The following is a 13,220-nucleotide window of genomic DNA, read 5'->3' on the forward strand; positions in this document are numbered from 1 at the left end:
GCTCCAAGATGTTTGTTGCGGAGCGGCTCGGACAATCTCCGGCCATTGATCCTGCTCGGGTGAGCAGAGCGGTCGAGTTTACCCGCTTTCCGGCTTGCGGCGAACTGAGCGAGCATCCCGATGACCGTGAGGGGCGGCTTGTCCAGGCTGCTGATCTCATTGGGCAACTCGGGGACCCGCTGTATGTGAAGAAGGCCAATGCCTTGTACTACGAGTTTGAGGAGATTGGATTGAACCACCAGCTCGGATACACCTCACCGGCTGATCTGGTGGAACGCTATCCTGACTTTTACTGGAACAGCATCTCGCCTCATCTGAAAGAGGCCGTGGGCTACCTGAACATCACGACCTCCGGCCGTCAGTGGATCGCCAACCTCCACAGCCACATCTTCTGTGCAGAGCACTCGTTTGCTCTGATGGGACCGCAGCGCTAAGCATCCTAATACTATCTTATTACAGCCGGGATTTTGCGTTGTCTTAGACACGGAGATGTCGCGCCATAACGCACGCAAGCGAGGCCCACCGTTGGGCCGATCAGCTGAGTCGAGCCGCGCCCGGGACTATTTGCAGGGACGGCTATCTCATAGCCACCTTTCCAGATCTCGGGCCAACCATCTTCCGCCTAAGAGACGAATTGTCCTACAGCGAAAAGGTAGCCGCCCAGGGCGGGCGTGGATGGGCCCTCCTCTTGCAGCTCTGCTGTAAGCGCTCGCAGCGGGCGCGGTTCATCGCCAGTCGCCTCCGTTGGAACAGGGATAGGTGAGCAGCGTACGACCATTGTCGTCCATCACGCGCACAGCATCGGTGCGGGTTGGCCAGTGTTTCATCCCGGCGCGGCCCCTGGCGAATGCCAAAGCCGCGGCACCGTCGATCGCTGCTATAGGCAGTGTTCGGATCACCTCGGGAACACCACGTGGAAACCTCTTGAACTGGACGAGGAATGTCATGGCAGCCTCCTCAATGCAGAATCCCTCCAAGGAACGCCTCAGGCCGGGAGCAAACCAAGCTATGATGCTTGGGCGGCAATGACTTAATCCTGTAGGCGGAAACTCGCATTGATCTATTGTAATAGATGGGAGCTTTTCTCCTGAAAAAATAATACAGGATAGAAATATCAAGCTTAAAAAATTCTTTATATGTGTTATGTTTAACTTCAGTGATACAAGATCTGACGTTCGTTATTCCAAGAAACATCATGTGAACCACAGAGTGGCTGAAGCCTGGACTATTCGGCGCCGCTTGTGGCGCTGTCGCGCTTGCCGTCATCGGGTTTTCCTGGGGCGGTTGGGTCACCGGCGGCATGGCTCGCACAATGGCCGCCGATTAATCGAAGCGGAATCCGCGGTTTGTCGAGCGTGTTGCTGCCATCTAGACCGCCTCGTCCTGGAACAGGGGCGACCTCGTCATGAAGAATGGATGGGCGACCATGCCGGGCAGCGTGGAAGGCAACAGCCAGGTTGCCAAAGATTGCGCCGACAAGATCGCCGCTTAGGAGGACCTCATGCGCACGACCCGAGAGACACTGACCTTTGACCACCCGTTCTCACTGATGGCGGTGGACAAGGTACAACCTGCCGGCACATACGCTGTCGACATTGACGAGGAACTGATTGAAGGGCTCTCGTTTCTCGCCTACCGGCGGGTTGCGACCACCATCTACCTACCACTCCATCAAGGAAGTCACGGCTCGGTACAGGCGGTCAGGGTCGATCCTCAAGAATTGGCGGCAGCCCTAGAGACGCCATCGGCCTGAGGGTGGCGATCAACCGCCTTTGCGGACGACGGCATCGTCAACTGCAACGGAGGAGAAGGGCCCCTTCCACTGGTTCGGATGGAAAGCGAGTCGGAGGCAACGGGTGTCGATCTCCTTGCCTTGATGTCTCCGGAACGCAGGCTGCGGGCCAACGTTGATCCGCAGCCCACAGTCCCACGGAGGACCATGATGCTCAACAGGCTCCGCACTTCTACGATCATGACGCTTGCTGCGGTGAACGAGGCTCTTGCTCAGACCACGCCACCTGCCGCGCCCGCTGCACCGGCGGCAACGGATGCAGGCGACACCCCTTGGCTGTGGATCATCATTGGGTTGGCGATCGTTGCCGGCATCGTCTGGTACTTCATGCGCGGACGATCACGGGCGACAACCGCCGGCACAACGAGCACCTCGGCCACACCTGGGACGTCCACGGGCAACCCCAAGGTGTTCGACAACGACACGCGCAAATAGACCGCGTTCCAGCGGGATTATGCCACCTAAAGTTGGGCCGCACAGGTCATGGCCGAGGCAGCCCGTCCTGGGTTGCTGCCCTTGTTGGCGCCTGGGGGGCGGGTCAGCGGGCTGATGATCTTGCCTCTCCGTGAGGGACGTTCGCTGGGTGCGACGCTGCCAGGCACCCCTCAGCTCCTGCCGCAGGCCCGGTCTCGGCCTTGCGAGGGTGCGCCAGATCAGCAGCGTGCAGGCCTTACCCACCCCAAGGACGATGGCCAGGCCGTAGATGAGGATCACGGGCGAAAAGCTCTCGTCCACACACATTCTCCCGATGCGGCGCCACTGCGAAGGAACATTGAAGAAGATGTGCGGTTGAGTCCATGCGGAGGCAACCTCGCTTGTGCAAGCCCCTTGACCGGTCTCCGTGGACTTGGCCCCGTTCCGGAAACCGAACGGGGCTTTTTGTCGATGTTCCGATGACGGCCCCTACGCGGGCAGCGTGGACGCGGCGAACAGGGGACTGCCTGGCACCTCAGCGCCGACATCCTCCCTTCGGTTCGGTGCCCGGGCGCTCAAGCCCTGCGGCACTGTCGGACTGATCCCGGGACGTGTGAGGGGGTCTTGGGTCTGCTAGGTGCGCTCGTGACGCGGGAAGCCTTTGGGCGCTACATCGTGCAGATGTCCGGCACCGCCTCGCGCATCTCCTTCGAGCGCCTGAACGAGGCGTGGAACGCCTGCCCCAACCTCCAGCAGCTGATACATCGGATCGCGCCTCTCGCGGCCGTGCGGGCGATTCGAATAGCCTCCATACGCTGATCTCCCAAACTTGCCCCTGATCGGTTCACGCGACGGCTTTGAGCTGTCTGGCTTAAGACAAGCGTATCCATGCAGCTGATCTCCCGATCGACCATCGTTAAGCGCGAATAACCCGACCTGCTGGCCCACATCCGCCTAAGCGCGTCCTCCGTCTCCTTCAATCTGCGCGGCACTGTCCGCTGCTAGGGAAGGTCGCTGTGCGGGACCTAGGCCGCCCGCGACATTGGCCACCGGCTTGACCTCAATCCCTACGATGTCGCGACAACCGGAAGCGTGAACCCGCCCAAGGCTAGGAAGGTGTCACGCCCTCGCTGATTGCCGCGAGCAGCACGTCGAGTTGGAGCGGTTCGGTATCGGCTTCGTCGGAGCTGACTGAGGGTGTCAGGGAGGCTCGCTGGTCATGACAGCCCTTCGAGCCAAGTCCCCGGTGGGCGTAACTCTCCTTAGCCATGGTCATTGCTGGACGCCGGCAGTAGTCAGATCCGGTCACCTGTCTGGAGCAATTCGATGCGCCTGCTGTCCGTCCTGTTGGTGTCCGTCGCGTTGTCAGCGTGCGTCTCGTCAGGCGAGCAGCAGGCCCAGCCCGTGCCGCCCGCGAACCTGGGGTCGACGCAATCAATGCCATCCGCCTCCCCGGCGCCAACATCCGCACCCACGTACACGAGACGCGTGACCTACCGCGACGGCAGGTACACCCTGCCCGACGGCACGACTGTGGCTGCGGAGGCGGGTGGCGGTTTCACGCTGGCAAACCGGGAGATCGTGCGGCCTGACGGGACGGGCGGGATCATCCTCCCGAACGGGGCACGGTGCGTCTCGGACGGCAACCGCGGCTATCTCTGTCCCTGACCGTCCTTAAGCCCGCCCGTCCAGAAAGTCGGGGGATGGCGCCAACAACCACCGAGAGCGATCAGAGCCAGCGGTTCTGCCGGAAGCGCCAGTAGAGCCAGCCGCACACGGACGCGATGATCGCCAGCACAACGGCATAGCCGTACTTCCAGTGCAGCTCAGGCATGTGCTCGAAGTTCATGCCGTAGATCCCGGCCACTGCCGTTGGCACCGCCAGGATGGCCGCCCAGGCGGCCAGTTTGCGGGTGATCTCGGTCTGCTGCGCCTGCCCAGTCATCAGGCTGGTCTCGAAGGCGAAGGCCAGCACTTCGCGCAAGGACTCGATCTCCTCCTGTACCCGGCGGATGTGGTCGGACACATCCCGGAAAAGCGGGTACAGTGAGGCATCGATGCTCGGCAGCCCCGGCTGCTCGAGACGGCGGCAGACCTCCACCAGAGGGACTGCGGCATTGCGCAGGCGCAGCAGGTCGCGGCGGAGCTGATAAAGCCGTCCCACACCGGACTGCGTGTATGTCTCGGCCAAGATGCCGTCCTCGATCTCCTCAACCTCCGTCTGGATCGCTTCGACCACGGGCATGTAGTTGTCGACGATGAAGTCGAGCAGGGCATAGAGAATGTAGTCCTCCCCGGCCGAGAGCGCGGATGGCGATGCCTCGCAGCGCTCGCGCACTGGACTGTAAGACGTCGAGGGGCCGTGGCGGACGGAGACCACGTAACCCTGCCCTACGAACACATGGGTCTCACCGAACGCAATTCGGCCCTCCAGCATCTGGGCCGTGCGCGACCACGAACAAAGCCTCGCCGTACTGTTCGAGCTTTGGCCGCTGGTGGGCCTTGAGCGCATCCTCGATGGCGAGCTCATGCAGCCCGAACTCTGCCTGGAGGCGTCGCAGGACATCTAAGCTTGGCTCGTGCAGGCCGATCCAGACCACATGATCCGGCTTGCGCGACCACTCGCCGACGTCCTCAATCGGAACCTCGGCAATCTTCTGGCCATCGGCATACACTGCCGAGGCGATGATGCTTGGAGTGTCTTCCGGTTGAGCCAATACGAGCCTGCGGGATTTCGCCATGAGCGGCTAACGCACGGCAGCCCCATCCGGTACCAGGGCCGGGAATGGCTGGAGCGGCCGGCTGTTCAAGCCATCGTCTCACACGTGATCTCCTGCTCCCGCCGGGTTCAGATCGCCGCTTTGTGCTGGCTCTGTGTTATCATGAAGAGCAGCATGCCCACGGGGAAACACCGATAGTAGCTGGACTGCTGAACGAAAGACAATTACCAGCTCAACCTCCAACCTTTTCTCTTTTTCCTGACGAAAATCATTATACTTCTACGCATAATTAAATAACTCTCTCCTTGATATAATCATATACTTACGATGGTCATGAGTGTATACTTTGGGCAGGTTAGGAGGACATCATGATTCAGAGAATCCGGTCCTACGGATCTTTCGAAAGCCAAGCCCTCTTTGTTGCAGCCCTGGCGTTTCTGTTTTGTGGGGCTGTAATCCTGGGGGTGATGTAATGCTCTCCCAGGTGTTGATTGCATTCCTCCTGATGGCTGGGATTCTCGCCATCGGCACACTGGCGATCCGCTACCACTGGTGAGAGTGCCGATCTGGAAACCGGGCCGGCGCAGCCTGGCCGCTGGAGGTGGGTCTCAGTACCGGCCAGCAAGCCCAGCAACCTGAGGGGCTCACCAGTATCGCGCGTCTGGGCAGGCTCACAAAGGGCGGTGTCCGACCATGAACAAACGCGCCTCAGTCATGCAACGCCGCCTCGCAGCCATCTTCTACGCTGATGTGGCCGGCTATGTGCGACTCATGAATGCCGATGAGGCTGGAACGTTGTGTTTGCACGATTCCTATCGCGCGATCATGGATCGCCAAATCACCCAATACAGGGGCCGGACTGCCAACACCGCAGGCGATAGCATCCTGGCCGAGTTCCCCAGCGTCATCGAGGCGGTCCAATGCGCGCTCGGCGTCCAGGAGAGGATTGCCGCGGCAAGTGAGGAAACGCCCGAGGAGCGGCGGGTGACGTTCCGGATCGGCGTCCATGTCGGAGAGGTCATGGTTCGGGACGGCGACATGTTCGGGTATGGCGTGAACATTGCGGCCCGCATGGAGAAGCTGGCACAGCCCGGGTTCGTGTGCCTGTCGGAAGCCGCTCACGCCTATGTGGCCAGGGTGTTGCCGCTGACCTTCGACGACCTCGGGGCGCAGCCGGGAAAAAGCCTCGGCACCCCCATACGGGCCTATCTCGTCCACCGCACCGATCATCCGCTCTCTCGGGCGCTGCCGCCAGTGCATCGCCGCAGCGAGTTCAACCTGGGGCGCCGCTTTCACGCGATCCTGAACCGCGCACTGCTGGAGGTGACGAGGCCAGAGGGGCTGATCGTGGTCGAGCCTGCGGTCTTTGCCTCCCTTCACGACGCCCCCAATATCGATGAGCGGCGTCTGTCCGAGCGGATCGGTGTTGACCTCGCGAGCACTCAACGGATGGTCCGGCACCTTGAGCTTCGAGGCTTCGTCAGCCGGACACAGGGAAGACGTGCTGGATTAGGGCGGCAGCCCCGGACCATAACCTTTTAGCGGATACTCCGTATTGCTCAGGTTGTACAACGGATGTGTTCCTTCTCTCCGTATCTCCTGACCAACGTCAACAGCTCGCGCCTGTTCCTGCCTGCTATGCCCTTTCAGTCACCTTGAAGCCCATGGAGCCTCGACCGGGTCTCCTACCAGTCCCTCGAACCTGACCACCACCTGTTGGGGAGATGAGGACATCACTGGGCCTGGGTACCCGTATTTCCGTGCGCCAGTTGTCTGATCACCTGCTCCAAGCCGGAGACCACTCGTGCGAGCCTGTCGTAATCCACCTTGTCCGGACTGTCCGCGGATGTGTGATAGTGGGGATAACGGAAGAGCGCAGTGTCCGTGATCATGAGAGCCGGGATGCCCACCTGATCAAAGGACCAGTGATCCGACCAATCGATGCCCGGTATAACCCTTGGCGCAGTTCCCCCGACGCTTGGGAACGGCACCAGCTCGCGAAACATCCCAACCATCCTGCGCAGGAAGGCACGTGAGGAGGTCAGGCCCACAAAGGCGACGAAGTTCCCCTTGGTTGGGTAGAGAAGACCCAGAGGTGGCGGATAATGCTGACTGTGCTCCTCATCGCTGTAGAAGCCGAGGGTCTCCAGTGCGATCATCCCGAGCACAGGCTCGCCTGATGCCTTGAGCTGCTTGGCATAGACGAAGCTGCCCATAAGCTCGGTTTTGAAGAATGGCGGCTCCTCATTGACGAACAGCACCAGCCGGATTCTCATAGTGGCTCTTCTCTGCAGATCACCGAGAAGCCTAGCCAGTTCGATCACACCTGCTGCCCCTGTCCCATTGTCATTCGCACCCGGCGCATGGAAGTAACTGTCATAGTGGGCGCCCACCACCAACGTCTTGGCCCCTGTTGCGGAGGCCGCCGGCTCAATGACAACTTCGATGTTACGAACCTCCTGCCCGCTTGCCCGGAAGGTCTGCCGGCGGACCTCATAGCCCACCGTTACCAAAGCTGCCTCGATGTAGAGCGCAGCCAGTTCGAGCTGCTGTGGGTGGCCGACGTTGTGCGGACTGCTTGCAATTGCTCTTACATGCTCCTGCAGCCTTTCGGAGAGTTGGGCCTGATCGGGTGTGATCGGTGGCAGGGGACCTGCATGAGATTGGCCCGGCACCGAGGTCATCCAGAGCACCCCGGCAACAGGGAGGGTGATGATCAGCCCAAGCGCCCCGAGGATCCACAGCACGGACTATCCTCCTGCATGCCTATCCAAGAACGCACAAAGCGCGACTTGGATACGTACAGCCTCGTTTTATGCAGCATCGAAACCACTGGTCTCAGGCCTATGTCTGATCCCTGCCCTTGCCGCAGCACGGTCTCGTTTGCCCAGTGGGACGGTTCCCTCGGCATGGCTCCCGCTCCGTTGTTGGAATGCTTTCAAAGAAAAAGCAGTTGCCAGTCCCCATCGCCGACGATCTTCCCTAAGGGGCAGTTGTGCCGTCTTGAAATCGTTCAATCTGCGGGGAAGTCCCGCTGCACTCCAAGATCTCCTGTGAACGAAGCCCCTCCGGTGCCATCCTGATTACATGTAATTGGCAACCGATCAGATAAGGCGCTCGTGAGGGAAGAATGAACAACTGGAAATCAATATCGAAGTCACCGTTTAAGCTCGCAGTGCCACTGGCTCTGATGCTTGCAGCGACGCTAATCCCAGTGAGCAATGTTTATGCCACAGCCTCAGGCAGGCAGGAGCCTCAGTCACTGACGAAGGAGATCCGAAAGATGGTGACGATCAATTACCTGCTTTATCTCCCCAAGCAGTATGAGGAGGACAAGGGCAAGCGGTGGCCGTTGATCCTCTTTCTTCATGGAGCTGGAGAACGCGGGAGTGACCTCAGCAAGCTCAAGGCTTACGGGCCGCCCAAACTTGTCTCTGAGGGCAAGGAGATGCCCTTCATCATTGTCTCTCCGCAGGCTTCAGCGGGCTCCACATGGGATCCGGACGCTCTTGATGCCCTTCTTGATGAGATTGTGGACAAGTATTCAGTTGATGAGGACCGGATCTATCTCACCGGCGTGAGCATGGGAGGTGCCGGGACATGGAGGCTGGCGGCGGCCCACCCGGAGCGTTTTGCAGCCATCGCTCCGATCTGTGGGTGGGGAGCCCCTGGCATGGCCCAACGTATCGGGAGTATCCCGACCTGGGTCTTCCATGGTGCCAGGGATGATGTTGTGCCTCTGCAGGCAAGCCAAGAGATGGTGGATGCTTTGAAGCAGGTCGGGAACGAGGCAAAATTTACGATCTATCCCGATGCGGGGCACGACTCCTGGACGCCAACCTACAACAACCCTGCCGTTTTTGAGTGGCTCTTGACCCATAAGCGTGGAGCAGCAAGTGCGTCCGGTGCCAGGTAGGAAGACGCATCAGGCATTCGCATGTTTCTGTATAGTAGTGGCCCGACTTGATCCGTTTCTGGCCTGGTGGACCCTTGATGAGCCTCGTCTGCCTCTCGCCTAACTATGTGGACGCGAGGGCAGCACTCTGTTGTCTCGGCGGCCAAGGAGGAACCCGAAGTCGGAGTGGATGCGCTGGTTCTTATCGAAGGTGCCACCAAAAAGCTCCCGGATTTGCGAGTCGGGGGCAGGTTCTCAGGAGAAGAATGCTAGTTGGCGTCAACGTCATGCAAGCATGCGTGTTCCCAAGGGATACAACGGCAGGGCCACTGAACGTCATCAAAGCTCAAGCGTTGTTGAGCGTTAGCCGCTTGGACCTTCTCCAAGCGGCATCAGATGTTTGGAGGAAACCATGCTGAAGAGCTATGCTACAGCTTGCCTGATGGCGACGGCACTCGTTGCTGCCCCTGCCTGGGCCCAGACTAGTCCGGCCCCTGCTGGGCAACCAGCTGGTGGGCAGGCTGGTGCCGCCAACATCCAGTTCATCACCGAAAGCCGACCGGACATGTGGCCAGCCTCACAGCTAGAGGGGGTGAATGTCTACAATGATCGCAACGAGAACATCGGTGACATTAATGAGGTGCTGATCGATCGGCAGGGCAAGGTTGAGGCTGTGGTGATCGGCGTTGGCGGCTTTCTCGGCATAGGTGACCGTAACGTAGCGGTGCCATTCAATGCGCTGCGGTGGGAGATGACTGAGCCCAACACCGCTAGTGGGGGCGGAGCCGGCAGCGGTGCTGGCGGCACAGGCACTGGGGGTGCCGCTGGCACAACGGCAGGTACTGGAACTGCTGGTAGTGGTGGCGCTGGTATTGGCACCGCCGGCACTGCTGCTGGCATGGGGGCTGGCGGCCAAGCCCCCGCAGGTGCCACCGGAACTGGTACTGGAGCAGCCGGTGGCACGGCCGCGGGTGGGGCGGGAACCGGCCTTGCCGCAGGCGGAGCTGGAGCTGGGGGTACAGCTGGCGCTGGCGGTGGAGCCGCGGCCGACCCGAGCCGAAGCGCTCCAGCTCGGGCAGTTCTTGCTGGCGTGACGCGGGATCAGCTCGAGCAAGCGCCCGAGTTCCGGGCGGCACGTTGATCAAGCAGCCAGGACGTCAAGAAGGGGCCCATGCGGGCCCCTTTCATTGCCTCAGTGTTTAATCCTGAAACTCCCTCGCCATGAACTGCCGCTCAACCGTCGTCGGATTTCCAAGCTCCACGATCTGGCCGCGTGTCTCCGTTGCCTGCACCATCGCCACGGCACGCGATCCGTCAGCCTCGACCAGGAAGGTGAGATAATTGTCTGCGCACTGATGTGGTTTACAGATGCTACCTGCAAAGTACACTTTGCTGTCGATCGCCACCCGCTCAACCGGCATACCGGTTCCATCAAAACGGCCAAACCAAGCCGTGCGCTTCAACCGGGCCGGCAGGATTTTCAGATAGGCCTGGTAATGGACGGGCATACTCTTGCGCACGTCCCACGGATATTCCGGCATACTAGGGGAGGCAGCCTGAACGGATATACCCGCACACAGAAGCGACCCGGCGGCCAAGAGGCCGGCACCAAGAACGTATTCGAAAACCGAATTGGCATTGCCGCCCCTCCGATCCCGTCCCGGCCTTCTGACCATGCCAGGATCGACCAGAGCTTTGTCCAAGCAGCGAGGTCAGTCTACGCGGCAGACCAGACCGACCGAACCAAGCTCTCGATAGAGGCAATGCCGATGCTGGCTACAATGTTCGGGTTAACCGCTCGCTGTTATGCGATGTCCTTCTGACCTCTGTCCATGGTAATAGCCACCTCCGACTTCTACGCCCAGGCCGTTCCAAATGTCGGCACCTGACCGTCTGTTTTCCACTCAAGCGGTGGCGCCGGATCGAACCGACGTTCTGCGTACTCAGTTTCGGTTATGTTCGACATTGCTCATGCCCTCAGTTCCCATAGGGTCAAGACGCGAACGGGCGAGAGCGACAACTCGTAGTCAACTCGCAGCAGGATTGTGGGGAACATTGTCCGGATGGTCAGAACAGCCGGAGCGAGCCCGAAGGCACTGTTTGCGTGAAAACCGAGATCACGCGGCTCCCTCAAGACCTGCGTTACCGCACCACCCTCTCCTGTTCCGATTTCAGGAACCACGGATGACTGGGCGAGTTCAATTCGGGTCCCATTGGCATCATCTCGATCCTGCCCGACAAGGGAGCTGTCAAAAGAGCCTGGATGTCAACGCCGCTGCTTTGCTTCGTCATATTCCTCGTGGATGTGACCGAGCCTGAGGACTCGAGCAACACGGGTGATTAGGTACAGAAAAGTTCGGAGCAGGCGATTACATGGGGGATGAACTGGTGACCATGAGCCGCTCCTGATTTCGAGATTTCGATCGAACCGCTGGTTCAGGAGGAACAATGCCAAGGCAACATACACGCCAGCATCTGCATCGCTTGGCTGATGGGCGGTGCCCCATTCACGGTACTCCTATGGCACAGATCGAGGAGGCGGAAGACACTGGCACACTGATCGTGAAGTGCACCCAGGTGGACTGCGACATCCGCGGCACCAGGCGCGAGGACGAGGAAGGCGTGGTTCTGTTGCCTGAGTTCCTGCATCTCCTGGATCCCGACAGCCCAAGAATTTGAGGCGTGCGCCACCGTTGCTTCTCAAATGCTGAGCCCTCTGGGCTGCGGCGGCCGATTTATGCGCATCTTGCCAATGAGCCCTGACGCTGGCCCGCTTCTACAAAGCATAGGCCACTAACGTTCTCCTCATTAAACTCTCTCTCTCCCCGCGTGTTGAGCCGACAGGAGAACTGTCCTCAGCTCGGTCCGGAGACTATCAATGCTCAACCTGGACAAGATCCACAAAGGCATGGACATGGTCACATCCGATGGCGGGCGCCTCGGCACCGCTCGTGAGGATATGGAGCACGTCCTGTTTCTGGACGACGTCGAGGCAGGTTCAGAGTTCATGAAGACCTCTGTCCCCCACTGAACGGAGCCCGACACTGCAGACCGGGATGGTGAGGTGGTGAGATTCTGTCGGGCCTCTTCTGCCCGGACACGCCGTTCAGCAGCAACAGCAGCTTCAGGCTGGCTGTTTCTTCGACTTCATCTCTTCTGCGGCTTTGGAGAAGCTGCTTGACGCATAGTAGTGGCTCGACTTCCTTCACGTCTGTCCTTGCGAACCTTCGATGAGCCTGTCGGCTGCTGCGCCAGTGGCATAGGCATAAATGGCCTTATGCAGAAGGTCGATGACCTGCTCGTCCACGGGCCATGTCCATGGCGGAGCGCCAACGCCGGTTGCATTCTCCAGGGTTTGGTCGTTGAGCAGCCTGAGGTTGAGATACAAGAAAGAACCGACAGGGCCACGGTAGCCGCGCTGGGCCATCAGGGCGCGTACGGCACCCAGTGCGATACCTTGGCCCCAGTGCATGGCCCAGTTCAGCAGCAGCCGCTCGTGGTCGGGCCGATGAGGCAGACCAAGGAGCCGCTCCAAGGTATGGGCTGGAACGTAGGAGTTCGGTCGTTTAGTGAATGCCTGCTCCAGCTTCTCGGCCAGGGTCATTGCCGCCACACCGACTGCCCCGGCGATAAGCCCACGGGCCAACACCTCTGACATTGGCATATGATGGGCGCGGCTTGAAGGATGGCCGTTCCGGTTGCGCCGAGATCCAGGGCGATGCGGTTCGTGGTGCAGCATGCCGGCCCAACGGACCGTGGGCGGTCTTGTTCCATTCAGGCTCGTATCGACCAACGCCTTGCAAATCTCGGGCATTACATCCATCTAAGATCCGAGCCGGTTGCGCTCTTGCGCTTGACCGGAGGACAGCCACGAGCCGGGAGATGTCGCCGGATGTACGCGCGCCTCTCAGCCACCGTGGCCGTTAGCTTTTGCTTTCCCAACATTGAGTTCAGACCCATGGCCGCAAGCTATGTCGCGGAGCCGTCTGCGCGTTATCAGACGAGATTTGTGGATGCCCGGGCGCGGCAGTGCCGGTTTATCGTGACTGATGTGGCCGCTGACGAGGTGGTGTGCTGCGGCGCGCCGACCTCTGAGACCTCCAGCTGGTGCTCCTGGCATCGGCAGGTGGTCTTTGTGCCGAGCCGGCATGACCGGGATCAACGCAAGGCCGCTTGAAGAAACGGTCAGGATCAACCAAGAACGGCCCTGCCCTCTTGCGTCCATTCCACCAGACCGTGCTGGGGAGGAACATCGATGAGGATGTACGGTTGATCTTCTGCGGAGGCAACCTGCCCTTGGGCAGGTCTCCTTGACCAGCTTCCGTACACTGAGCCCCGTTCCCTCGCTGGGGCGGGGCTCTCTTTGCCCAAGACGCCTGTCCCTGAGACCCCTCTCCCG

15 protein-coding genes and 3 pseudogenes are annotated in these 13,220 nt (G+C 60.2%); 12 read left to right on the plus strand and 6 right to left on the minus strand.

All coding sequences use genetic code 11. From position 1 onward, the window contains the following. Nucleotides 1-434, plus strand: a pseudogene (locus tag JKG68_RS22055) (metal-dependent phosphohydrolase); the annotation flags it as partial. 291 nt (nt 435-725) lie between these two features. Here JKG68_RS22055 and JKG68_RS22060 read toward each other — a convergent pair. Then, nucleotides 726-947: a hypothetical protein gene (locus tag JKG68_RS22060; protein WP_202063513.1), complete on the minus strand. Its 222-nt coding sequence runs from the start codon at nt 945-947 to the stop codon at nt 726-728. Nucleotides 948-1,501: 554 nt separating this feature from the next. Between JKG68_RS22060 and JKG68_RS22065 the strand changes: the two genes are divergently transcribed. The 3 genes from JKG68_RS22065 (at nt 1,502) to JKG68_RS22075 (ending at nt 3,025) form a co-directional block, all read left to right on the plus strand. Further along, entirely contained in the window at nt 1,502-1,753 is a 252-nt protein-coding gene (locus tag JKG68_RS22065) for a hypothetical protein (protein WP_202063514.1), read from the plus strand. 189 nt (nt 1,754-1,942) lie between these two features. Next, the gene (locus tag JKG68_RS22070) at nt 1,943-2,227 is read left to right on the plus strand and encodes a hypothetical protein (protein WP_210346422.1); all 285 of its coding nucleotides are present in this window, start codon (nt 1,943-1,945) and stop codon (nt 2,225-2,227) included. Between the two features lie 603 nt (nt 2,228-2,830). Then, nucleotides 2,831-3,025 carry a hypothetical protein gene (locus tag JKG68_RS22075; RefSeq protein ID WP_202063516.1) on the plus strand — a complete coding sequence of 65 codons (195 nt, stop codon included), beginning with the start codon at nt 2,831-2,833 and terminating at the stop codon, nt 3,023-3,025. Nucleotides 3,026-3,314: 289 nt separating this feature from the next. Here JKG68_RS22075 and JKG68_RS32985 read toward each other — a convergent pair whose 3' ends face one another. Next, nucleotides 3,315-3,476, minus strand: coding sequence for a hypothetical protein (locus JKG68_RS32985; protein WP_210346423.1), 162 nt, complete (start codon nt 3,474-3,476; stop codon nt 3,315-3,317). A 218-nt stretch (nt 3,477-3,694) separates the two neighbouring features. On the opposite strand from JKG68_RS32985, the gene JKG68_RS22080 reads away from it, so the two are divergent. Continuing rightward, complete coding sequence (locus tag JKG68_RS22080; RefSeq protein ID WP_202063517.1) at nt 3,695-3,874, plus strand: hypothetical protein; 180 nt, start codon at nt 3,695-3,697, stop codon at nt 3,872-3,874. A gap of 61 nt (nt 3,875-3,935) precedes the next feature. Here JKG68_RS22080 and JKG68_RS22085 read toward each other — a convergent pair. Beyond that, nucleotides 3,936-4,947, minus strand: a pseudogene (locus JKG68_RS22085) (magnesium and cobalt transport protein CorA). Between the two features lie 672 nt (nt 4,948-5,619). Between JKG68_RS22085 and JKG68_RS22090 the strand changes: the two are divergent. Next, the gene (locus tag JKG68_RS22090) at nt 5,620-6,468 is read left to right on the plus strand and encodes an adenylate/guanylate cyclase domain-containing protein (RefSeq protein ID WP_202063518.1); all 849 of its coding nucleotides are present in this window, start codon (nt 5,620-5,622) and stop codon (nt 6,466-6,468) included. A 191-nt stretch (nt 6,469-6,659) separates the two neighbouring features. On the opposite strand, the gene JKG68_RS22095 is transcribed toward JKG68_RS22090, so the two are convergent. Next, nucleotides 6,660-7,673, minus strand: a complete 1,014-nt coding sequence (locus tag JKG68_RS22095) for a M28 family peptidase (protein WP_202063519.1) — start codon at nt 7,671-7,673, stop codon at nt 6,660-6,662. 383 nt (nt 7,674-8,056) lie between these two features. On the opposite strand from JKG68_RS22095, the gene JKG68_RS22100 reads away from it, so the two are divergent. The 3 genes and pseudogenes from JKG68_RS22100 (at nt 8,057) to JKG68_RS33615 (ending at nt 9,915) form a co-directional block, all read left to right on the plus strand. Further along, complete coding sequence (locus JKG68_RS22100) at nt 8,057-8,842, plus strand: carboxylesterase family protein (RefSeq protein ID WP_202063520.1); 786 nt, start codon at nt 8,057-8,059, stop codon at nt 8,840-8,842. 544 nt (nt 8,843-9,386) lie between these two features. Further along, nucleotides 9,387-9,497, plus strand: a pseudogene (locus JKG68_RS34800) (PRC-barrel domain-containing protein); the annotation flags it as partial. 118 nt (nt 9,498-9,615) lie between these two features. Beyond that, a complete protein-coding gene (locus tag JKG68_RS33615) occupies nt 9,616-9,915 on the plus strand; it encodes a hypothetical protein (protein WP_246515720.1) in 300 nt (99 codons plus the stop codon). 105 nt (nt 9,916-10,020) lie between these two features. On the opposite strand, the gene JKG68_RS22110 is transcribed toward JKG68_RS33615, so the two are convergent. Further along, the gene (locus JKG68_RS22110; protein ID WP_202063522.1) at nt 10,021-10,362 is read right to left on the minus strand and encodes an Ivy family c-type lysozyme inhibitor; all 342 of its coding nucleotides are present in this window, start codon (nt 10,360-10,362) and stop codon (nt 10,021-10,023) included. A gap of 979 nt (nt 10,363-11,341) precedes the next feature. Between JKG68_RS22110 and JKG68_RS22115 the strand changes: the two genes are divergently transcribed. Further along, nucleotides 11,342-11,500 (plus strand): hypothetical protein, encoded by a 159-nt coding sequence (locus JKG68_RS22115; protein WP_202063523.1) that lies wholly within the window; start codon nt 11,342-11,344, stop codon nt 11,498-11,500. A 199-nt stretch (nt 11,501-11,699) separates the two neighbouring features. Continuing rightward, the gene (locus JKG68_RS22120) at nt 11,700-11,852 is read left to right on the plus strand and encodes a hypothetical protein (RefSeq protein WP_202063524.1); all 153 of its coding nucleotides are present in this window, start codon (nt 11,700-11,702) and stop codon (nt 11,850-11,852) included. A 174-nt stretch (nt 11,853-12,026) separates the two neighbouring features. On the opposite strand, the gene JKG68_RS22125 is transcribed toward JKG68_RS22120, so the two are convergent. Next, entirely contained in the window at nt 12,027-12,479 is a 453-nt protein-coding gene (locus JKG68_RS22125) for a hypothetical protein (RefSeq protein ID WP_246515722.1), read from the minus strand. A 300-nt stretch (nt 12,480-12,779) separates the two neighbouring features. On the opposite strand from JKG68_RS22125, the gene JKG68_RS35210 reads away from it, so the two are divergent. Further along, nucleotides 12,780-12,998, plus strand: a complete 219-nt coding sequence (locus JKG68_RS35210) for a GcrA family cell cycle regulator (protein ID WP_202063525.1) — start codon at nt 12,780-12,782, stop codon at nt 12,996-12,998. Nucleotides 12,999-13,220 lie beyond the last annotated feature (222 nt).

The organism is Microvirga aerilata (genome assembly GCF_016743775.1).
GTDB lineage: Bacteria > Pseudomonadota > Alphaproteobacteria > Rhizobiales > Beijerinckiaceae > Microvirga > Microvirga aerilata.

What these genes read in the sequence shown, in the direction of transcription:
- JKG68_RS22115 (WP_202063523.1), top strand. Translation starts at nt 11,342, where the DNA reads ATGGCACAGATCGAGGAGGCGGAAGACACTGGCACACTGATCGTGAAG.
- JKG68_RS22100 (WP_202063520.1), top strand. Translation starts at nt 8,057, where the DNA reads ATGAACAACTGGAAATCAATATCGAAGTCACCGTTTAAGCTCGCAGTG.
- JKG68_RS22090 (WP_202063518.1), top strand. Translation starts at nt 5,620, where the DNA reads ATGAACAAACGCGCCTCAGTCATGCAACGCCGCCTCGCAGCCATCTTC.
- JKG68_RS22120 (WP_202063524.1), top strand. Translation starts at nt 11,700, where the DNA reads ATGCTCAACCTGGACAAGATCCACAAAGGCATGGACATGGTCACATCC.
- JKG68_RS35210 (WP_202063525.1), top strand. Translation starts at nt 12,780, where the DNA reads ATGGCCGCAAGCTATGTCGCGGAGCCGTCTGCGCGTTATCAGACGAGA.
- JKG68_RS22125 (WP_246515722.1), bottom strand. Translation starts at nt 12,479, where the DNA reads ATGTCAGAGGTGTTGGCCCGTGGGCTTATCGCCGGGGCAGTCGGTGTG.
- JKG68_RS22110 (WP_202063522.1), bottom strand. Translation starts at nt 10,362, where the DNA reads ATGCCGGAATATCCGTGGGACGTGCGCAAGAGTATGCCCGTCCATTAC.
- JKG68_RS22065 (WP_202063514.1), top strand. Translation starts at nt 1,502, where the DNA reads ATGCGCACGACCCGAGAGACACTGACCTTTGACCACCCGTTCTCACTG.
- JKG68_RS32985 (WP_210346423.1), bottom strand. Translation starts at nt 3,476, where the DNA reads ATGGCTAAGGAGAGTTACGCCCACCGGGGACTTGGCTCGAAGGGCTGT.
- JKG68_RS22060 (WP_202063513.1), bottom strand. Translation starts at nt 947, where the DNA reads ATGACATTCCTCGTCCAGTTCAAGAGGTTTCCACGTGGTGTTCCCGAG.
- JKG68_RS22070 (WP_210346422.1), top strand. Translation starts at nt 1,943, where the DNA reads ATGCTCAACAGGCTCCGCACTTCTACGATCATGACGCTTGCTGCGGTG.